Origin of the sequence: Paraburkholderia sp. BR13444 (assembly GCF_040948755.1) — a bacterium.
Classification (GTDB): Bacteria; Pseudomonadota; Gammaproteobacteria; order Burkholderiales; family Burkholderiaceae; genus Paraburkholderia; species Paraburkholderia youngii.
Map to the genome: position 1 here is coordinate 1 of NZ_JBFPKM010000003.1, position 19854 is coordinate 19854.

General features: G+C 62.2%; 15 protein-coding genes. 5 read left to right on the forward strand and 10 right to left on the reverse strand.

Annotated elements, in window-relative coordinates; all coding sequences use genetic code 11:
• Positions 1–392: 392 nt before the first annotated feature.
• The 9 genes from AB3X95_RS08950 to AB3X95_RS08990 form a co-directional block, all read right to left on the reverse strand.
• Complete coding sequence (locus AB3X95_RS08950; RefSeq protein WP_368621474.1) at positions 393–1325, reverse strand: electron transfer flavoprotein subunit alpha/FixB family protein; 933 nt, start codon at positions 1323–1325, stop codon at positions 393–395.
• Positions 1326–1411: 86 nt separating this feature from the next.
• Entirely contained in the window at positions 1412–2161 is a 750-nt protein-coding gene (locus AB3X95_RS08955) for an electron transfer flavoprotein subunit beta/FixA family protein (RefSeq protein ID WP_152852350.1), read from the reverse strand.
• A 285-nt stretch (positions 2162–2446) separates the two neighbouring features.
• A complete protein-coding gene (locus tag AB3X95_RS08960) occupies positions 2447–3466 on the reverse strand; it encodes an IS110 family transposase (RefSeq protein ID WP_176370192.1) in 1020 nt (339 codons plus the stop codon).
• Positions 3467–3587: 121 nt separating this feature from the next.
• Positions 3588–5225, reverse strand: a complete 1638-nt coding sequence (locus AB3X95_RS08965) for a GMC family oxidoreductase (RefSeq protein ID WP_368621110.1) — start codon at positions 5223–5225, stop codon at positions 3588–3590.
• Positions 5222–6445, reverse strand: coding sequence for a CaiB/BaiF CoA-transferase family protein (locus AB3X95_RS08970; protein ID WP_176368511.1), 1224 nt, complete (start codon positions 6443–6445; stop codon positions 5222–5224). Before AB3X95_RS08970 ends, AB3X95_RS08965 begins: the two co-directional genes overlap by 4 nt.
• Positions 6438–8216, reverse strand: a complete 1779-nt coding sequence (locus tag AB3X95_RS08975) for an FAD-binding protein (RefSeq protein WP_368621111.1) — start codon at positions 8214–8216, stop codon at positions 6438–6440. The genes AB3X95_RS08970 and AB3X95_RS08975 overlap by 8 nt, the downstream gene beginning before the upstream one ends.
• Positions 8217–8228: 12 nt before the next feature.
• A complete protein-coding gene (locus tag AB3X95_RS08980; RefSeq protein WP_176122162.1) occupies positions 8229–9410 on the reverse strand; it encodes an acyl-CoA dehydrogenase family protein in 1182 nt (393 codons plus the stop codon).
• A gap of 20 nt (positions 9411–9430) precedes the next feature.
• Complete coding sequence (locus AB3X95_RS08985; protein ID WP_368599311.1) at positions 9431–10255, reverse strand: HpcH/HpaI aldolase/citrate lyase family protein; 825 nt, start codon at positions 10253–10255, stop codon at positions 9431–9433.
• Between the two features lie 12 nt (positions 10256–10267).
• Complete coding sequence (locus tag AB3X95_RS08990) at positions 10268–11749, reverse strand: NAD-dependent succinate-semialdehyde dehydrogenase (RefSeq protein ID WP_368621112.1); 1482 nt, start codon at positions 11747–11749, stop codon at positions 10268–10270.
• Positions 11750–11994: 245 nt separating this feature from the next.
• On the opposite strand from AB3X95_RS08990, the gene AB3X95_RS08995 reads away from it, so the two are divergent.
• The 5 genes from AB3X95_RS08995 (at position 11995) to AB3X95_RS09015 (ending at position 18386) form a co-directional block, all read left to right on the forward strand.
• Positions 11995–13023, forward strand: coding sequence for a TRAP transporter substrate-binding protein (locus AB3X95_RS08995; RefSeq protein ID WP_368621113.1), 1029 nt, complete (start codon positions 11995–11997; stop codon positions 13021–13023).
• 35 nt (positions 13024–13058) lie between these two features.
• Complete coding sequence (locus AB3X95_RS09000; protein ID WP_368621114.1) at positions 13059–14972, forward strand: TRAP transporter large permease subunit; 1914 nt, start codon at positions 13059–13061, stop codon at positions 14970–14972.
• A gap of 32 nt (positions 14973–15004) precedes the next feature.
• Positions 15005–15715 carry a GntR family transcriptional regulator gene (locus AB3X95_RS09005; protein WP_246392229.1) on the forward strand — a complete coding sequence of 237 codons (711 nt, stop codon included), beginning with the start codon at positions 15005–15007 and terminating at the stop codon, positions 15713–15715.
• A gap of 18 nt (positions 15716–15733) precedes the next feature.
• Positions 15734–16663: a D-2-hydroxyacid dehydrogenase gene (locus AB3X95_RS09010; RefSeq protein WP_368621115.1), complete on the forward strand. Its 930-nt coding sequence runs from the start codon at positions 15734–15736 to the stop codon at positions 16661–16663.
• Between the two features lie 142 nt (positions 16664–16805).
• Positions 16806–18386 (forward strand): ATP-binding protein, encoded by a 1581-nt coding sequence (locus tag AB3X95_RS09015; protein WP_368621116.1) that lies wholly within the window; start codon positions 16806–16808, stop codon positions 18384–18386.
• A gap of 134 nt (positions 18387–18520) precedes the next feature.
• Here AB3X95_RS09015 and AB3X95_RS09020 read toward each other — a convergent pair whose 3' ends face one another.
• Positions 18521–19843, reverse strand: coding sequence for an MFS transporter (locus AB3X95_RS09020; RefSeq protein ID WP_176368518.1), 1323 nt, complete (start codon positions 19841–19843; stop codon positions 18521–18523).
• Positions 19844–19854: the final 11 nt, after the last annotated feature.

Here is a 19854-nt window from a genome sequence, read left to right on the forward strand (position 1 = left end):
TGGCCTTGCGCCTGGAAGATCGCGTCGAAGGGCTACTGCCCGCCGCACCGACGCCACTACCCGTGACATCCGGCGAATCGTATCCTCTTCCACTCGGGGTTTTCATCCGCCCCGCGCCGGCACGGGACGTTGCCGTCCCGTCAACGCTGCCGCCGACTTGTGCGTATGTTATTGCCGGCAGTGCCACCACGAGAACCGAAGCGAAAAACGTCTTACTTAGATGTTTCATGGCTCACTCAAACGAGGATATCTCAAGCCAGCATCGGCCGTTCACATGAATGAAGCGCCGCAAGGGGCGTGCCTTAATCTCTCGACAATACCACCATGATGACCGCCCGTCGCAGTGCCCGGTTTCTCCGCCAGTGAACGCGAGCAGCCAGTCATCAAGGGCCTCATAGGCTTCCGACGAGTTCGGGCACGACGGTGAACAGGTCACCGACGAGGCTGTAATCTGCGACGCTGAAAATCGGCGCTTCTTTATCCTTGTTGATCGCGACGATCACCTTCGAGTCCTTCATGCCCGCAAGGTGCTGGATCGCACCCGAAATGCCGACCGCGATATACAGTTGCGGCGCGACGATCTTGCCAGTCTGACCAACCTGATAGTCGTTCGGCACGTAGCCCGCATCGACGGCTGCACGCGATGCGCCCATCGCTGCACCGAGCTTGTCTGCCAAAGGCTCCAGCACCTTCGTGTAGTTCTCGCCGCTGCCGAGACCCCGGCCGCCCGACACGATGATGTTTGCCGACGTCAGTTCCGGACGATCGAGCTTCGTCACTGCGCGGCTCACGAACTGCGAGATGCCTGCGTCGGCTGCGGCTTCGAGCTTCTCGACCGAGGCGCTGCCGCCTTCCGCTGCGACGGCATCGAAGCCAGTCGTGCGTACCGTGATGACCTTGATCGGGTCTTGAGATTGCACTGTCGCAATTGCGTTGCCCGCGTAGATCGGACGCTCGAACGTATCGGGTGAATCGACTGCGGTGATGTCGCTGATCTGAGCGACGTCGAGCTTCGCGGCGATACGCGGCACGACGTTCTTGCCGTAGGCGGTGGCCGGAGCCAGGATGTGCGAATAGTTTTTTGCGATATTCAGCACCGTCGCTTCGATGTTTTCCGCGAGGCCCACTTCGAGTTGCGGCGCATCGGCCAGCAATACTTTGCTAACGGCCGCGATGTTCGCTGCCGCGTCGACTACGGGCTGCGCATTGTGACCGGCGACCAGCACGTGAACTTCACCGCCGATCTTCTTCGCCGCTGCAATGGTAGTCAGCGTCGCAGCCTTGATCGACGCATTATCGTGTTCTGCTATTACCAGGCTAACCAGATTCGTCATTTGCTTTGTCTCCGTGTCGACTGGAGTTAGCGCTTTAGCGCTTATTCCAGTCCCATGCAACATAGTTGCCGTTCTATCTAAAGCACCTTCGCTTCGGTCTTCAGCTTCTCGACCAGCGTCTTTACGTCCGGCACTGTCACCCCGGCGGAACGCCTGGGCGGCTCGGCGACTTTCAGTGTTTTAAGACGCGGCGTGACATCGACGCCGAGGTCTTCGGGCCTGATCGTTTGCAGCGGCTTTTTCTTCGCCTTCATGATGTTCGGCAATGTCACGTAGCGCGGCTCGTTCAGGCGTAGATCAGTGGTGACCACGGCGGGAAGCGTCAGCGACAGCGTTTCAGCTCCGCCATCCACTTCGCGCGACACGGTCGCCTTCCCGTCAGCCACCACGACCTCCGAAGCGAACGTCGCTTGCGGAAGGTCAGCCAAGGCGGCGAGCATCTGCCCGGTCTGGTTCGAGTCGTCGTCGATGGCCTGCTTGCCCAGCAATACCAACGAAGGCTGTTCCTTGTCGACCAGCGCCTTGAGTAGCTTGGCAACGGCCAGAGGCTGCAGGTCTTCGGACGACTCGATCAAGACAGCACGATCCGCACCTATCGCCAACGCCGTACGCAGCGTCTCCTGCGCCTGCGCAACACCGCAAGAAACCGCCACCACCTCGCTGACCACGCCGGCTTCCTTTAACCGCACCGCTTCCTCAACCGCGATTTCGTCGAACGGATTCATCGACATCTTCACGTTTGCAATGTCGACACCCGTGCCGTCCGACTTGATCCGGACCTTCACGTTGTAGTCGACCACTCGCTTTACACCTACCAGCACTTTCATACCGTCTATATGAACGCGTCCCGTTTGCAACAGTTTTCGTGTGCTTCGACAGACAGGATGGGCTGCAGCTCTATATCCGGCCTTGTTGCAGCCGATATTGCCGCTGCGGGCCCCTATGAAATTCGCTGACTCGCACCTCATTCTCCTGGCGAGCTAGTAGCTCGTGATGGTATTCAGGTTTAGCGAGTCCCGGTCCTACCTGGCTTGTCATCACACTCGATTGCTGCGCAACCTTTCGACGTTCACCCTGTGTTAAACGTTGATCTTGAACGTGGCACCCACCGGTCAGGCCGGCTTCACGCTCACGTAATCCCTTTGGTACGGCCGGTCATGGGCCAGTACTGCCCAGATCGTCCGCGCCATCCTGTTGGCCAATGCGACGATCACCACGTTCGGCGGTCGGCGCTTTTTCATCTGCTCGACCCACTCACCGGGCTCTTTCGCATGCGTCAGCACGCTTCGTGCGCCGTGGATCAGTAGCGTGCGCAGATACGTGTCGCCCCTCTTGCTGATCCCGTGCAGGTTCACCTTGCCGCCCGAGCCGGTCTGCTTCGGCACTAACCCGGCCCACGCCGCGAACTCCCGCCCCGAACTGAACGCCTTCGGGTCGCCCATCATTGCTACCGCGGCCGTGGCTGTCAGCAAACCTACGCCAGGTATCTCGCTAATCGCCGTCACTGCCTTGTCTTCCTTCTTCCATTCGCGCATCCGACGTTCGATTTCCGCGATCTGTTCGTCGAGCTTTGCCAACCCGTTCCATTGCTCGCGCAACGTATCGATCAGTGCCGCTGGCAAGCGCTCTGCGATTCGGCCGAGCGCAGCTGGTATTTCCGTGTCCAGCTTCGCTCGTCCCTTGCTCATCACCTCGCCGTATTCGGTCAGCAAGCCACGCAGCCCATTGATCTGCATCGTGCGGAACTTCACCAACTGCTCGCGCATCCGGTGCAGCGCCAGCATCGCCTGCTGCATCTCAGTCTTCACTGCCACCGGCTTGCCCGGCTGCTGTACCGCGAGCCAGATCGCCCGGGCATCCGCCGCGTCGTTCTTGTTCCGGATGTTGAACGCCTTCACGAACTCGGCCGGCATCAGCCTGACCTCATGACCCATCTGCGTGAGTTGCCGAGCCCAGTGGTGGGCTCCACCACATGCTTCCATCCCGATCAGGCAGGCCGCACGGTTCGCGAAGTGCTCCAAAAACTTCCCGCGCCTGATTGCCTTGTTCACGATCTCGCCAGTTTCCCGGTCAACGTAATGCACCTGGAATACCCGCTTGGCGATGTCGACACCTACGGCCATACTATTCATCGTGGATCCTCCGGTTGCCAGAAAATGCGTGCATTTTCTACCTGGGCACATCGATGCCGTTGGCCCGTGAGGATCCACCCTCATTCTTCGCTCACTCGGTCACGGGTGGGACGCGTTCATTTCAATTCTCCTTCGAATATGCCGAAGCCGTGCGCGCAGTCATCGGCGAACGGATCATGTCAGCTGCGCGCTCGGCTAGCATTAGCACCGTCGCATTGGTGTTGGTCGAGGTTATCGACGGCATCACCGAGCCGTCGACGATGCGCAGGCCGGTCGTTCCGCGCACCCGCATTTCGGAATCGACGACGCTCATTTCGTCCTCTCCCATCCGGCACGTGCCAACCGCGTGATACACAGTCGAGCCATTGTCACGCACGTATTGCAGTAACGCCTCATCAGTGTCCGCCTGACGGCCTGGTACGGTTTCGTCGACGATATAGCGGGCGACCTCGGGCTGCGCGAAGATCCGGCGGCCGATCTTGAGTCCTTCCACCATCGTGTTGCGGTCCAGTTCGCTGCTGAGGTATGACGGTGCGATCGTCGGCGCTGCCGCGACCTCGCTGCTGGTGATGTGCACGTGCCCACGGCTTTCCGGGCGCATCTGCCAGACGCCGCAGGAGACGCCGGGCTCCGACTCCAGCACACCGATCCGTCCCTCGGCGAAGCTGCCTGGCGCGATCACGAACTGCACGTCGGGCCGGGTTGCGAGCCGCGTCTGTGCGAAGCCGCCGACGATCGCGGCACTATAGGTCAGTACGCCGGTCCCCGACACGACGTAGCGCATCATTTCGCGCGCGAGCGCGAGTCCGTGCGAGCGCTCGTTCGCGGTGCCTGCACCCCGTACCCGATAGCCGAGCCGGACTACATAGTGATCCTGCAAATTGTTGCCGACGCCCGGTAACGCGATGCGTGTTCGAATGCCCGCATTGTCGAGCACGTCCTTATCGCCGATGCCGCTCATTTCCAGCAGCTTTGGCGTGCCGATCACGCCGGCGCTCAGGATGACCTCGCGGGTCGCGCGAAACTGGATCGGAACGCCCGCAGTCGTTGTCGCATTGATGCCGCTCACGTGCGTGCCGTTCATGTCGAGCCCGGACACCTGGACGCCGGTCACCACCGTGAGATTCGGCCGCGCCATTGCGGGCCGCAGATAACCGCGCGCCGCGCTGGAGCGGCGACGTCCGTCGCGCGTTTGCTGGTAGTACCAGATCGACGGACCGCGCGTGTCGCTGTTTGGATCATCTACAAACTCGAGACCGGCTTTTTGGGCAGCTTGCACGACCGCACCACAGATCTCCGGCGGATTCTCCACCCGGCTGACCTGGATCGGACCATCCTTGCCGCGTTGAGGACTGTTGCCTTCGGTCCACGTTTCGGAGCGGCGGTAGAACGGCAGACAGTTGCCGAAGGTCCAGCCCCTGGAGCCCGACTGCTCCCAGCTATCGATATCCTCCGCAAACGGGCGCACATAAAGCAGGCCGTTGATCGCGCTGGACCCGCCGAGTCCGCGTCCACGCGGAAACAGGATTGCGCGGCCGCTGGTCTCGGCGTCGGCCCGCGTGCGATAGCGCCATGTCACGGTTGGATGATCGAGCAATCGCACGAAGCCGGCCGGTACGTGGATGAACGGGTGGCGATCGCGCTCACCGGCTTCGACAAGAATCACTTTGACGTTCGGATCTTCGGTGAGGCGGTTGGCGAGCACGCAACCCGCCGTCCCCGCGCCGACGATCACGTAGTCCGTTGTGTACGATTTCATGACTTCTCTCCGACGGCGGCCGGTTCACGACCTTCGAGTGCTGCGATTTCCTCCTCGGCGAAACCGAACTCGGCAAGTACTTCAGCCGTATGTTGTCCGAGCGTGGGCGGCGCACGGCGGTAAGCTACCGGGCTGCCGTGAAAATTCACCGGACTCGCGATGTTCGTTACCCTGCCCGCAAGCGGATGTTCGATCTCGACGACCGCGTGGTTATGCGCGATCTGCGGGTCCTGCGTCAACGCGGTGTGATAGTCCTGCACGATCGCGCATGGCACGTCCGCGGCGCTCAGATGCGCCACCCAGTATTCGGCGGTATGCAGCAGAAACTGCTGTTCGAGGATGACGTCGAGCGCATGCCGATTGGCAGTCCGCGCAGTGTTGCCGACAAAGCGTTCATCGCTCAGCAAGTCTTCTCGGCCCAACGCCCGGCAAAGGTTCTGCCAGAATTTTTCGGTGAAGCAGGCGGCAAAGAAATAACGGCCATCGGAGCCCTGATAGTTGCGATACGGCACCATCGTCGGATGGCCGCTGCCGAGGCGCTCCGGCGCTTTACCGCTTCTCAGCGTCTCGCCGTCGCGCGGGATGGTGCTGAAAAGCGCAGCCGACAGTAGCGACGTATCGATGCGCTGACCTTCGCCGTGCCGTTCGCGATGCAACAGCGCCGCAGAGATGCCGAACGCCAGCAGCGCAGCCGCGCCGAAGTCCGGCAACGGCGCCCCGAGCCGAACCGGATTGCCGCCGGCTTCGCCCGTCATGTCCATGAGACCCGCCACGGCCTGCACGATCGGATCGTTTGCGGGCCACGCGGCGTAAGGACCACTCTGTCCGAACGCCGACACGCTTGCATAGACGATCATCGGATTGCGCGCTTTCACGGCCTCGTAGCCGATGCCGAGCCGATCGACGGTGCCCGGTCGGAAGTTTTCGACGACGACATCGGCCTGCTCCGCCATGCGCAAAAATGCATCGCGTCCTTTCGGCGACTTCAGGTCGAGGCGGATGCTGCGCTTGTTACGGTTCTGCGACAGGAACTGCACGCTTTCGCCTTCGACGAATTGATTACCGAGATTGCGCGAGAGGTCACCGGCCTTCGGTTCCTCAACCTTGATCACGTCCGCGCCGAGGTCGGCAAGCAGCACTGTACCGACCGGACCCGCGGTCATAACGGTGAGATCGAGAATGCGGTAGCCCGACAACGGGCCGACTTGCTTCTTATCCATGATTTGCCGCCTGGGAATGCGATGTGTCCATGAATTCGGGACGAGGGTAATCGAGCACGTCGAAGGCGAGGCGGAACGGGTCGGCTTCACCGCGCGTGATGGTCAATGCGTGACTGAAACGGGCATCGTCGCGCTCAGGAAAGTCGGTGCGATAGTGGCTGCTGCGCGACTCGCGCCTCTCGATACACGCTTGAACGATGACGTCGGCAGTCGTCGCCATGTTGTCGATCGTCAACGCATCGATCACTTGCGGCGGCGTGGCCCCGCCCCCTGCGGCAAACGCCGCGTGCGCCTCGCGAGCGGCGGCTAACGCGATATTCAGACCGCTCTCGGTCTTCTCGACGAGACAATGCGCCTGCATCGCTGCACGCAGATCGGAGGCGATACGTCGAGCGTCGAACGACGCATTCGGCTTTAGCGCCATTTCGAGGCGCCGTGCAAGCGGCGTCACATCGGACGTGCCCGGTGCCGCGCTGCCGCGTGCGTATGCGGCCGCGCCCCCGCCGGCGCGATGGCCGAACACCTGACCTTCGGCGAGCGAGTTGCCGCCCGGACGATCCGGACCGCGCACGCCGCCCGCGAGTTCGCCGATCACGAAGAGCCCCTCGATGGTCGACATCGCGTCGGTGTTGGTCATCCGGACACCGCCATTCAGGCATTGAAAAGCAATCCCGACGTCGAGCAGATCACGCTTCGGATCGAGCCCCTTGGCGCGCATCCAGCGCATGGTGTTCGGAATGGTGGCCGCCAACCGTTCCTCGGCGATGTCGGCGAAAGAGAAATGCACCGCGCCGCGTTCCGTGCCCCTGCCCTGCGCGATTTCCGTTGCGATCGCGATATCGATATAGCGCGACTCGTTCGAGATCGTGAACGGGAACACTTTCTCGTCCATCGCAGCCTCGGGCGTCACGCCTCTCGGCAGATAGTCCGGGAGGAATTCGTGACCGTCGCGATTGAGCATCTTCGGATGCAGGATGAAGCACGACTTGCTGAAGAGTTGCACGTATGGGTGCACCATCGCCGGCCCGAACTGGTGGAACTCCATGTTCACGAGTTCTGCGCCGTGGCGGAAGCAAATCGCCTGGCCGTCACCGGTCATCTCCGCTGTCGACACCTGCTGCGAGAACAGACCGTGCGCGCCGCCCGTGCCAAGCACGACGGCCCCCGCCGCGACCACCAGCAGCCGCCGCGAATCGAGGTCCATCGCAACCACGCCGCTCACGCGCCCCCTCGAATCGCGCAGAAGGTCGATCAACGCCGCCGGCTGACGGGTCTCGACACCGAGCTTTCGGCCTTGCTCGGCGAGCGCGCCCACGAAGGCCTTGCCGGTTTTGCCCTTCACGCCCAGCGCGCGCGCATAGCTGCCGAAGTCGCTGCGGATGAGCTTATAGCCATCAGCGACGCGGTCGAACGGCACGCCGAGTTCGATCAGGTCTGCGATGCGCTTCGGTGCGTCCTCCGCCAGAACGCGCACCAGGTCGCGGTCGATGAAGCCGGCTGCCGGACGCATCGTGTCTTCGTAGTGCACGGTTGCGCTGTCGTCGGGACTGCCGTAGCCGGATGCCCCCATGCTCATGATTTCGCTGGCGCCGTGCACCGTGCTGCCACCCTGTCCGACCGGCGCCTTGGCCAGCATGAGGACCTTCGCACCGGACTGTGCCGCCGACACGGCAGCACGCGACGCCGCGCCGCCACCGCCGACCACCACTACGTCGGCTTGCGCGTAGTCGACGCCAAAGCCGAATTTCTCCAATGTCCGAACTGCCGTCACGTCTGTCTCCGCTTACGATTTGAGCGCGCGCGCCACGATGTTGCGCTGAATTTGATTGGTGCCGCCGAAGATCTGGAACATCTTGGCTTCGCGGTAATGACGCTGCATCGCGTATTCGGCGGAGTAGCCATTGGCACCCATGATCTGGATGCCGTCGGTCGCGACCTGCACGTAGGTGTCCGACGCGAAGTACTTCGCCTGCGACGACTCCACGTCGCAGCTGTCGCCTTCGTCGAGCAGCTTCGCCGCCCGAAACGCCATCAGGCGAGCGGCATCCACGCGCGTCTGCATATCGGCGAGCAGATGCGACACGGCCTGGAAATCGATGATCGACTGCCCGAACTGTTTGCGATCGTTCGCATACCAGCGCGCAAGATCGATTGCCGCCTGCGCGCCGCCCACGCACATCGCCGACAACGCGATGCGCTCCTTCGACAGCACCGCGGTGAGCTTCTTCCAACCCACGTGCAGGCCGCCAACGATCATTTCTTTCGGGACACGCACTCCGTCGTACACCACTTCGCAGGTCCGGATAGCGTGGCCGCCGAGCAAATCGATCGGATTGATGGTCAGTCCCCTGGATTCCTTCGGTACGAGGAAGAGGCTGATCCCGTCGTGCTTCTTCGCTTCCGGATTGGTGCGCACCGCGGTCAGAATGTAGTCGGCCTGCAGCGCGCCGGAAATCCACATCTTGGTGCCGTCGAGAATGAAGTCGTTTCCGTCGGCCACGCCGCGCGTCGTCAGCGAGGCGGCATCCGAGCCGGAGCCGTTTTCGCTCAGTGCGAAGGCAAGAAAGGCACGCCCTTCGGCTAGCTTCGGCAACACCATGGCCTTGATATCGTCGGGTGCGAAGCGCGCCAGCGCGCCGCCCACCATGTTCACGTTGGCATTCCAGAAGCGCGCGAGCGCGATGGTGTGGTACGCGACGACCTCCAGGTAGGCGGCCATGTCGAGATAGCCGCCGACGCCGCCGTACGCTTCGGGCAGCGTGATGCCGAACCAGCCCTGTTCGGCGGCCACCTTCACGAGTTCCTGTGGGAAGCGCTTCTCTTCGTCGCACTGGCGAACGTATTCCGGCGATGCATGGCGCGTCAGCACCCGATTCACCGAATCTCGAAATTCGAACTGGTCGGCATTCAGATACGGTTTCAGGTCGCGCCGGTTGACCAGATTGCTTGCGTATTCGGGATTCACTCTGTCTCCTCCTCGTCCGATCAGGACGCCTTGCGTTGAGCCATGTCTTGTTCGGCGTGGCCGAGCGGGATTGCACGCAACATCTCCGAACGCGACTTCGCCCCCGTCATCAGGAACGCAAGATCCGAGCCGCTGAGAATGAAACGCGCGCCTTTTTGCACGTAGGCGGTCATCAGTGCCTCGTCGTACACCCCGCCGACGCCCGGCACCTTGCCGTGCCGGTGGCATGCGGCGCACACCGCGTCGACGGCGGCCGCTACGCGCACATGGCCGAGTTGTCCGGTGATACCGAGATCCGCCGCGAGATCGGTCGCGCCGACCAGCAGCACGTCGATGCCGGGCACCGCCGCGATCGCGTCGGCGTTCTCGAGCCCTTCGCGGGTCTCGATCATCGCCACGACCAGCACCTCTTCGTTGATCGCGCGAACCACATCTGCGATCGGCAGAGCCTGGAAGCCGACCTGCGGCAACATGCCGGGGATCGACCGCCCGCCGGCAGGCGGGAAGCGGCACATGTCGGCGATCCGCGCGGCCTGTTCCGGCGTACTCACGTGCGGCACCACGATGCCCATTGCGCCGGTATCGAGCAGTCGAGTGGCGTGGAACGGCTCGTGCCCCGGCACGCGGATGATCGGCGTCACACCGCCCACCAGAGCGGCCGCGCAAATCTGCGCGGCCGTGTCGACGTCCATCGAATTGTGTTCCATATCGATGAACAGCCAGTCGAAGCCCGCCGTCTGCGCGATCTGCGCGATGTCGACGGTGCGGGCCTGGCGCAGCCCCATGCCGAGTGCCAGTTCACCCGCGGCGAGTTGCGCTTTCGCGTGATTCTTGATGGTTCTCATGAGGGATTCCATTCAGGCGGTGCCGTCGAGAGGCTCGTCGTTCGCCAGTTCGAGGTTGATGAATTTGGTGTCCATGTAGTCGCGGATCGCGTTCGGTCCGCCTTCGCGTCCGAACCCGCTGTCCTTGCTGCCGCCGAATGGCGTCTCCGCCGTCGATGCCACGAACGTGTTCACGCCGACCACGCCGGCCTGCAAGCGCTCCGTGGTTTCCAGCGTGTTGCGCATCGAGCGCGTGAAGACGTACGCCGCGAGCGCGAACGGCAGCCGGTTCGCCTCGGTGATGACTTCGTCCATCGTCGCGAACGGGGTGAGCGTTCCGACCGGGCCGAACGGCTCGTCGTTCATCAGGCCGATGTGCGAAGCGGGGTTGGCGACGAGCGTCGGCTCGTAGAACCAGCCGCGACCGAATTGCGAGGGGCGCCGGCCACCGCATAGCACGCTGGCGCCTTCGCTCACGGCTTCATCGACCAGACGTTCGATCGCGTCGCGACGCTTCGACGTGGTCAGCGGACCGAGATCGGTGTCCTGCTGCAACGGATCGCCGACGCGAAGCGCTTTGGAGCGCTCGACCAGCGCCTTCACGGTCTTGTCGAAGATCGATTCGTGGATGTAAAAACGTGTCGGCGACGCACAGACCTGGCCCGCATTGCGGAACTTGCCGAGTGACGCGAGGTGCGCAAATGCGCCGATGTCGGCGTCGCGATGCACGATCACGGGCGCATGGCCGCCAAGTTCCATCGTGACCTTTTTGAGGGTCTTCGCGGACATTTCGACGATCTGACGGCCGACAGGCACCGAGCCCGTGAAGCTGATCTTCGCCACGCGCGGGTCGGCCATGATCGTCGGCGTAATCGAGTCGGCTTTGCCGATCACCAGATTGACCGCGCCCTCGGGAAACCCGGCATCGACGAAACAGCGCACCAGTGCCATCGTCGCCCCGGCCGCCTCGTTCGACGGCCGGATCACGATCGTGTTGCCGGCAGCCAGCGCCGGACCCATCTTGCGGGCCAGCAGTAGCAGCGGGAAATTCCACGGCGTAAAAGCGGCGACCACCCCAAGCGGCTCGTAATGCACCAGATACCGTCCGCCCTTGACGCGACTTTCGTAAGACATACCAAACACACGGCGCGCTTCATCGGCGAACCAGTCGATCGACTCTGCGGACGCATTCGCTTCCCCGCTGGCCTGTGCGATCGGCTTGCCTGTTTCCAGCGCGACGATTCGCGCGAGTTGCGGCGTGCGTTCGCGGATGAGCGCCGCAGCCCGGCGCAGCAGTGCTGAGCGCTCCCACGGCGTGAGCTTGCGCATTGCGGCTGAGGCGTCGGTCGCGGCGCCGATGGCCTCGGTGACCTGTGCCTGCGTAGCCAGCGGCAGATAGCCCAGCCGCTGTTGCGTCGCCGGATTGATCGAAAGCTGGCCGTTGTCAGCCGTCGCGGCTTGCCAGCGGCCCCTGAGCAGCAAGCCGTGCTCGCGGTAGTGCGCCTCTAGTTCCATTTGCTTCCTCCTGACAGGTGTCCCGGATGTTCCCGGCTTTGTAGGTGCTTTCCGGGGGGTTCACTTTGTATGCACTCTTTTTCTTATATCAACACCTTGACAGCTAAGTGTCAACACTTTTAGAGTGTGTGTCAGCGAAATACCATTCGCCGCATGCACTTTCAGTAGACGAGGTTCACAAAAAGAACGCCACCGGCGCCGCCGAATGCGTCATCAGCACTTTCTTTCCATGGAGCGAGACGAAAATGAGTTTGTATTCCCGTCGTACCTTTCTTCAAACGCTCGGGGCCGCCACGGTGGCGGCGATGGGGACCGGCGCCTTGCCGTCGCTCGCTCGGGCGCAGACCGCGCAGTTCAAGCTGAAGTACGCGAACAACCTCGCGTTGTCCCATCCGCTCAACGTTCGCGCGAAAGAAGCCGCGGACGCCATCAACAAGGAATCCGGCGGCCGCGTCGAGTTGCAGATTTTCCCGAACGGTCAGATGGGCACGGATACCGACATGCTGTCGCAGGTTCGATCGGGCGCCATCGACTTCCTGACCCAGGGTGGCGTGGTGCTGTCGACGCTCGTGCCGGTCTCGGCGATCAACGGCATCGGCTTCGCGTTCAAGGACTACAACCAGGTGTGGGCAGCAATGGACGGCGAGCTCGGGAGCCACATCCGCACGGCGATCTCGAAGGTCGGGCTCGTCGCGATGGAGAAACCGTGGGACAACGGCTTTCGGCATCTCACGAGCTCGGTCAAGCCGGTGCAAAGCCCGGCCGATCTGAAAGGCCTAAAGATTCGCGTGCCGGTCAGCCCCCTTTGGACCTCGATGTTCAAGGCGCTCGACGCCTCGCCCACCAGCATCAACTTCAGCGAGGCGTATTCGGCGCTGCAAACCAAGGTCGTTGATGCAGAAGAAAACCCCCTCGCGCTGATCGAAACCGGACGCTTCTATGAAGTCCAGAAGTTCTGCTCGTTGACCGGCCATATCTGGGACGGCTTCTGGTTTCTCGGCAACGCGCGGTCCTGGGGCAAGCTGCCGCCGGACTTGCAGACGATCGTGGCGAAACACCTGAATGCGGCCGCAGTGGCTGAACGCGCAGACGTCGCCGCACTGAGCACATCGCTGATCGGGAACTTGCAGTCGCACGGAATGGCGTTCAACAAGCCCGATATCCAGCCGTTCCGCGCCTCGCTGCAAAAGGCCGGCTTCTACGACCAGTGGCGCAAGAAATACGGCGATGAAGCGTGGGCGTTGCTCGAGAAGTACACGCAGAAGCTCGCATGAGCGCGGACCACCGAAGAGTTTCTGGAGAACGAGTCATGACTTCCCGAGTTCATCCCGAGCAGGTGTTCGCCCACGACATGGGCGAGCCGAAGGAACGACATGCGGCATCGAAGGTCGTGCGCGTCGGCAGCGCACTCGAAACGGCCATCAAGTGGATCACCGAAGTGCCCGCTGCGCTGCTGCTAGCGGCCGAAGTGGTGCTGCTGCTCACCAACGTTTTCTGCCGCTACGTGCTGCAGGATCCATTGATCTGGGGTGACGAACTCGCGTCGATCCTGTTCATCTGGCTGTCGATGCTCGGCGCAGTGGTGGCGTTGCGGCGCGGCGAACATCTGCGGCTGACGATGTTCGTCGCCAGAATGTCCCCGCAAAACCGCGCGTTCGCGGAAACGCTTGGAAACTTCATCGTGATGACTTTCGTGCTGCTGCTGGTACGGCCGGCAACCGACTGGGCGATGAACGAATGGATCATCAGCACGCCGGCGCTCGATCTGCCGAATGCCATCCCCGCGGCCGCGATTCCCGTGGCGGCCGTGCTGATGCTCGTGCTCGCCGTTACGCGGTTGCTCGAGCGCTCGTCACTGCGCGATTGCGTGAAGGCGTTCGCGCTGGTGGCCGGGGTCGCAATTGCGCTCTATTTCGCACGGCAAGCGCTCGCGCCACTGACCGCAGTCAGCCTGGTCCTTTTTTTCGCTGTCGGCGTAATCACGATCATCTGTCTCGGTGTGCCGATCATGGTCGCCTTTGGGGTGTGCACGTTTGCTTATCTCGCAACCGTCACCGGCGCACCGTTGACGATCGTCGTGAGTACCATGAATCAGGGGATGTCCGGCCTGATCCTGCTCGCCGTCCCGCTGTTCATCCTGCTAGGCGCGCTCATGGAAGCGATGGGGCTTGCAGAAGCGATGATCCGTTTCCTCGCTTCGCTGATCGGGCACAAGCGTGGCGGCCTCGCCTATGTGCTGATCGGCGCCATGTACCTCGTCTCCGGCATCTCCGGCTCGAAGGTGGCCGATATGGCTGCGCTCGCGCCGGGCCTGTTCCCGGAAATGAAAAAGCGCGGTGCGAATGAAGGCGACCTCGTCGCAATGCTCAGTTCGGCGGCGGCCATGTCGGAAACCATTCCGCCCAGCCTCGTGCTGATCACGATTGGATCGGTAACCGGCGTTTCGATTGCCGCGCTGTTCACAGGCGGCTTCATGCCGGCCGTGGTCGGCGCGGCAGCACTCGCGGCAGTCGTCTGGTTCAGAAGCCGCGAGGAAATCCTGCAAGGCGTGCAACGGGCCTCGCGGGCCCAGGTCGGCCGCGCATTCCTGATCTCGCTGCCTGCGCTCGCGCTGCCCTTCGTGATCCGCGCGGCCGTGGTGGAAGGCATTGCGACGGCGACGGAAGTGGCGACAATCGGCGTGGCTTACACCTGTGCGGTGGGTTTGCTACTGTATCGCCGCTTCGACTGGAGCCGGCTCTATCCTATTCTGGTGGAAACGGCGTCGCTGTCTGGCGCGATACTGATCATCATCGGGTGTGCCACGGCGATGGGATGGGCGCTCACGCAGTCAGGCTTCTCCGCGCAACTCGCCACGTTGATGATGGCTGCGCCCGGGGGCAAACTGGGCTTCCTGGCGATCTCCGCGATTACGTTCGTGATGCTCGGCAGCTTTCTGGAAGGAATTCCGGCAATCGTACTGTTCGGGCCGCTCCTGTTCCCGATTGCGCGTGCGATGGGCATCTCCGACGTGCACTATGCAATGGTCGTGGTATTCGCGATGGGACTGGGCCTGTTCGCGCCGCCGCTTGGCCTCGGCTTTTACGCGGCATGCGCGGTCGGCAAGGTCGATCCGTCAATCGCAATGCGCCGTGTTTGGCCCTATCTGGGGGCTTTGGCGGTGGCCCTCATCGTGATAGTGCTGGTTCCGTGGGTATCGACGGGTTTTCTGCAGGCAAAATAAATGTATCGAATGGCACAGAAAGGGCAATGGACATGAAAAACGCGTTTGACAGTGAACTGAACGGCAAGGCGAACGCGCGCGCGCCCGAGGTAATTGCGTCGAAGCTCGAAGACATTCGCGAACAGGTGCGCGCCATGATTCAGCGGGGGGACTTGCGCCCCGGTGAACGCGTGAATGAGCAGGCGCTCGCAAACCAGATCGGCGTCGGCCGCAATTCAGCGCGGGAGGCCCTGCGCTCGCTCGAGCAGGCGGGGCTCGTGCGAATCGTCCCGAACCGTGGCGCCGAAGTACGGCGGCTGTCGCTCGAAGAGGCGATGGATCTCTACGAGATTCGAGCAGGGCTCGCACGCACCGCGGGACGTCTCGCCGCGCTGCGTCTCACCACCGACGAAGAGCAGTCGCTGAGCCTTCTCGTTGACAAGATGGACTCCGCCGTGGCCGAGCGCAACACCCCTCTGTATCAGAGTCTGAATACCGAGTTCCACCGTCAACTAATGGCAGCGACCAAGAATCCGCGGCTGATCACGATCAACCAGGCTGTCGCAGATGAACTGACGCTTTACATTCACAAAGGCGTGTATTCGTTCGCGCAGATGCAGCGTTCCGCGAAAGAACACCGCGAGCTTTTCGAGGCGCTGCGTGCGGGTCAGGCCGACGCCGCTGCACAGGCTTTCGAGAATCACGTGCAGACGGGCAAGAAGCGCATGCTCGACACCGTGTCCACGAGCGCGTCCGAACGTTAATGAGCCTGGAGTAGCTTGTTGAAAACCATAGTCTTTCTGGACCGCGCGACGCTGTCGGCCGATCTACCCGAGTTTCCGTTCCCACATCGCTGGGTCGAACATTCGTCCACTACGCAAGAACAGGTGGTACAGCGCTGCCGTGACGCGCAGATCGTCGTGACCAACAAGGTTCCGCTGACGGGGGAGATGCTCGCGCAGTTACCGCAACTGGAAGTGATCGGCGTGCCGGCCGCAGGCGTCAATCATCTGGATATGAAAACATGCCGCCAACGGAGCATCGAAGTAGTCGCATGTCCGGGCTATTCGACGATCTCCGTGCCGGAGCACGCGTTCGCACTGATGCTCGCGCTGCGCCGCAACCTGGTTCCTTACTGGAACGACGTTTATGCTGGAGGCTGGAGCGGGTCATCCACTTTTTACGCTGAACTGCATCCGATCGAGGATCTGCATGGTTCGACGCTCGGCATCGTCGGTGCCGGTCACGGTGGAAAGCGACTCGCCGAACTGGCCGGCGCGTTCGGCATGCGTGTGCTCTTCGCCGAGCGCAGGCACGCCACGGCGGTGCGCGAAGGCTACACTGCATTCGGCGAGGTGCTGCGTGAGGCGGATGTGATCAGCCTGCACTGCCCGCTTACCGACGAGACGCGGCATCTGTTCGGTCTCGCCGAATTCGAGCGAATGAAGCGCAGCGCGTCGCTCGTGAACGCCGCGCGCGGCGGCATCGTCGACGAGGGGGCGCTGATCGAGGCGCTCGACCGCAAGCTGATCGCGAATGCCGCGCTCGACGTCCTCGAGCAGGAGCCGCCAGCGATCGATCATCCGCTGTTGACCAGCGCGCGCACGGATCTGATCGTGACTCCACATGTCGCATGGCGGACTCAGGTGGCGATGCAGCGGCTCGTCACACAGCTCGCGCAAGGCATCGAACAGCATTACGCGCGGCGCTGAAAGCGAAATTCGACGAGGCAGTGTTGCGCCTCTTCAAGCTTCTCCGCGCCGTCGTGTCAATCCGTGGCGCTTCCTTTTGGGAGTCGGTCGCGAGGCACTGGGCTGGTCGCAAAGTGCCGATACCCATCTGCGAGAGGACAAAATGGCCGACTACCGCTTGCGTCCGAATCTGGAATCCGCCGAAGAAACGCGCGATCGGCTCAGACGGGCCGCCGAGGCCGCCGAGATCGGCACGTTCTACTGCCCTTTGCCTCTCGGGCGGCTTTACTGGAATGCTCGATGCAAGACGCACTTCTGGCTGAGCGCTGATACGCCGGACGCCGAGGTTGATATCGAAACGTTCTATCGCCGGATCCATCCCGAAGACCGGTCGAAAGTCCGTGCTGCAGTTCAGACATCGATTGAAAGCCACGCGTCATACGACGTTGAGTACCGGACTGTTTCACCTGAAGGGCATGTGCGCTGGCTCCGGGCCAAAGGAAGCACGTGCTTCGATGACGCTGGTCACGCAGTCAGGTTCGACGGGATAACGATCGACATTTCGGGGCAGAAGCGCCTCGAAGCGGAACGGGCTGCGCTGATGGAAAGCGAGCGTGAACAGCGACTCGCTGCCCAGAGCGCAAACGAAGCGAAGGACGCGTTCGTTGCGGCTGTTTCGCATGAGCTTCGATCGCCTTTGACCGCCATCCTGGCGTGGGCAAACCTCATCGACCAAGCCGCGGATGATGCAGACTCCGTTCACAACGGCATTTCCGTTATTCGCCGCAATATCCTGACACAGACCAGGCTGGTCGATGATCTGCTTGATACGGCTCGTATCAGCACGGGTAAGTTTTCCGTTGAGAGACTTCCCGTTTCAATTACGGCCTGTCTTCAGGCTGCCCTGCAGGACGTCCGTCCCATCGCTGACGAAAAAGGTATCTTCGTCGCGGATGTAGTCGCCGACGAAGTTGAAATCTACGGTGACGCGGCCAGGCTTCGCCAGGTCTTTGGGAACCTGCTCGGCAACGCCCTGAAACATACGAACCGGGGCGGGAAGATCCTGCCTTCGCTTGTCGTCGACGGAAACATCGTACGCGTCAGCATTGCGGACACGGGTACAGGAATCGCGGAGGCCCGGCTGGACGATATATTTCAGCCCTTCGTCCAGGTGGAGAGCCCGGTTGCGAAAAGATGCGGTGGTTTAGGTCTGGGCCTTTCGATCGCACGAAACATCGTGATCATGCACGGCGGTGAGATAACGGTGCACAGCGATGGGCCGGGCAAAGGTTCCATATTCACAGTGATATTGCCTGCCGTTGGAGCGTCTCCCGCCAAGGTCCCGCCGTCCCAGGGTGACATTCTCACTGGATCAACGATTGCAGGAAGGACAATTCTGTTCGTCGAAGACGACGTCGACACTCTGGAGGCGCTTGCGCTCACGCTTCAGTTGGAGGACGCGATGGTGCAAACTGCGCGGTCAGCCGAAGAAGCCCGCAGGGCAATCAGGCAGGATCTGCCCGATGTAATCGTTTCTGATCTGACCATGCCCGGAGAGAGCGGATACGAATTTGTAAGGTCTTTGCGGCAGGAAGGTCTCAGAGTCCCAGCGGTGGCGCTTACCGGGCACCTCGGACAGGAAGATCAGGCACACGCAAGAGCCGCCGGTTTCGATGACTACCTAGGCAAACCGGTCGACCCCGCAAAACTTCTGGAAGTCATCGCAAGGTTGATCGGAGAATGAATATCTACCGCGCCACTTGCCTTTTGGGCGCGCAGCTTGCTAAGGCGCTCCCGGGGAAAAGAGGAGCGCATCATGAGGATTGTCCTTCTGGTAGACGACCCCGAGAAACGTTCTTCTCGCGATGCGCCCCATGGTCAGACGGTCTCCGTCTTGCCGGCGACCGGGGTCGCGTGTGCGCGGCGGGTCAGCAGCAACAGCATCGCGACGCTCACGATCGTCAGGATCGCCAGCGGCATCAGCGCCAGCGCGTAACTGCCCGTCGCCTCTTTCACCCATCCGTACACGTTCACCATCAAGCCGCCGCCAAGCAGGTTCGCGATTGCATTGACCGTTGCGAGACCCGCAGCCACCGCGCTGTTGGACAACATGCCGGTGGCGAGTGCCCAGAACGGTCCCTTGAACGAATACGCGCCGACCAGCACTGCGCTGAGCATGCAGATCGTCGGCAGCAGCGAGCCGCTCAGCGACGTCGCGAACAGGCCCATACCGATCAGCAGCATCGGCACGGCCGTATGCCAGCGGCGTTCGCCAACGCGGTCCGAGCGCCGGCCCCAGTAGACCATCAGCACCGAGGCGGCCGCGTACGGCACCGAGTTCAGCAGACCGGTCTGCATCACCGACAAGCCGAACGACTTCAGCAGTTGCGGCTGCCACACGGCCAGCGTGCTGCCGGCCGCGGACGCACAGGTATTGACGAGCGCGAGACACAGCACATAGCGATTGCGGAACAGCTTCGTGAGCGGCAGCGACGGGACCTTTTTCGGCGCCTTCTGCGCGGTTTCGAGCGCATTCACGAGCCAACTGCGTTCGTCGTCCGCGAGCCACTTCGCGTCGGCAGGCTTGTTCGTCAGCATGAACAGACACGCAATGCCGAGCAGCACGGTCGGAATGCCTTCGAGAATGAAAAGCCACTGCCAGCCGCGCAAACCCCACACACCGTCCATCTGCAACAGCAGTGCCGAGATCGGCGAGCCGATGAAACTCGCGGCCGGAATCGCGACCATGAAAGTGGCGACGATGCGGGCGCGATACGACGCCGGAATCCAGTACGACAGGTACAACAGCACGCCGGGGAAGAAGCCGGCCTCGGCGGCGCCCAGCAGAAAACGCAGCACGTAAAACATCGTCGCGTTCTGCACCAGCGCGGTCGCCGCCGACACGAGGCCCCACGTGAACATGATCCGGCCGATCCAGAGCCGCGCGCCATACTTCTGCAGCGCGAGGTTGCTCGGCACTTCGCACAGGAAGTACGAAATGAAGAACAGGCTGCTGCCGAAGCCGAAAACTCGCGGCGACATGCCGAGATCGTGGTTCATCTGCAGCGACGCCATGCCGACGTTGCCCCGGTCGATAAACGCGAGCAGGTAGCAGACCATCAGAAAAGGAATCAGTCGCCAGACGACCTTGCGGATGGTCCGGCACTCGAGCGCGGACTTTTCCATGGGTTCAGTGTGCATCGTTGTCTCCG

What these genes read in the sequence shown, in the direction of transcription:
- AB3X95_RS08955 (WP_152852350.1), bottom strand. Translation starts at nt 2,161, where the DNA reads ATGAAAGTGCTGGTAGGTGTAAAGCGAGTGGTCGACTACAACGTGAAG.
- AB3X95_RS08960 (WP_176370192.1), bottom strand. Translation starts at nt 3,466, where the DNA reads ATGAATAGTATGGCCGTAGGTGTCGACATCGCCAAGCGGGTATTCCAG.
- AB3X95_RS08965 (WP_368621110.1), bottom strand. Translation starts at nt 5,225, where the DNA reads ATGAAATCGTACACAACGGACTACGTGATCGTCGGCGCGGGGACGGCG.
- AB3X95_RS08970 (WP_176368511.1), bottom strand. Translation starts at nt 6,445, where the DNA reads ATGGATAAGAAGCAAGTCGGCCCGTTGTCGGGCTACCGCATTCTCGAT.
- AB3X95_RS08985 (WP_368599311.1), bottom strand. Translation starts at nt 10,255, where the DNA reads ATGAGAACCATCAAGAATCACGCGAAAGCGCAACTCGCCGCGGGTGAA.
- AB3X95_RS08990 (WP_368621112.1), bottom strand. Translation starts at nt 11,749, where the DNA reads ATGGAACTAGAGGCGCACTACCGCGAGCACGGCTTGCTGCTCAGGGGC.
- AB3X95_RS08995 (WP_368621113.1), top strand. Translation starts at nt 11,995, where the DNA reads ATGAGTTTGTATTCCCGTCGTACCTTTCTTCAAACGCTCGGGGCCGCC.
- AB3X95_RS09000 (WP_368621114.1), top strand. Translation starts at nt 13,059, where the DNA reads ATGACTTCCCGAGTTCATCCCGAGCAGGTGTTCGCCCACGACATGGGC.
- AB3X95_RS09005 (WP_246392229.1), top strand. Translation starts at nt 15,005, where the DNA reads ATGAAAAACGCGTTTGACAGTGAACTGAACGGCAAGGCGAACGCGCGC.
- AB3X95_RS09015 (WP_368621116.1), top strand. Translation starts at nt 16,806, where the DNA reads ATGGCCGACTACCGCTTGCGTCCGAATCTGGAATCCGCCGAAGAAACG.
- AB3X95_RS09020 (WP_176368518.1), bottom strand. Translation starts at nt 19,843, where the DNA reads ATGCACACTGAACCCATGGAAAAGTCCGCGCTCGAGTGCCGGACCATC.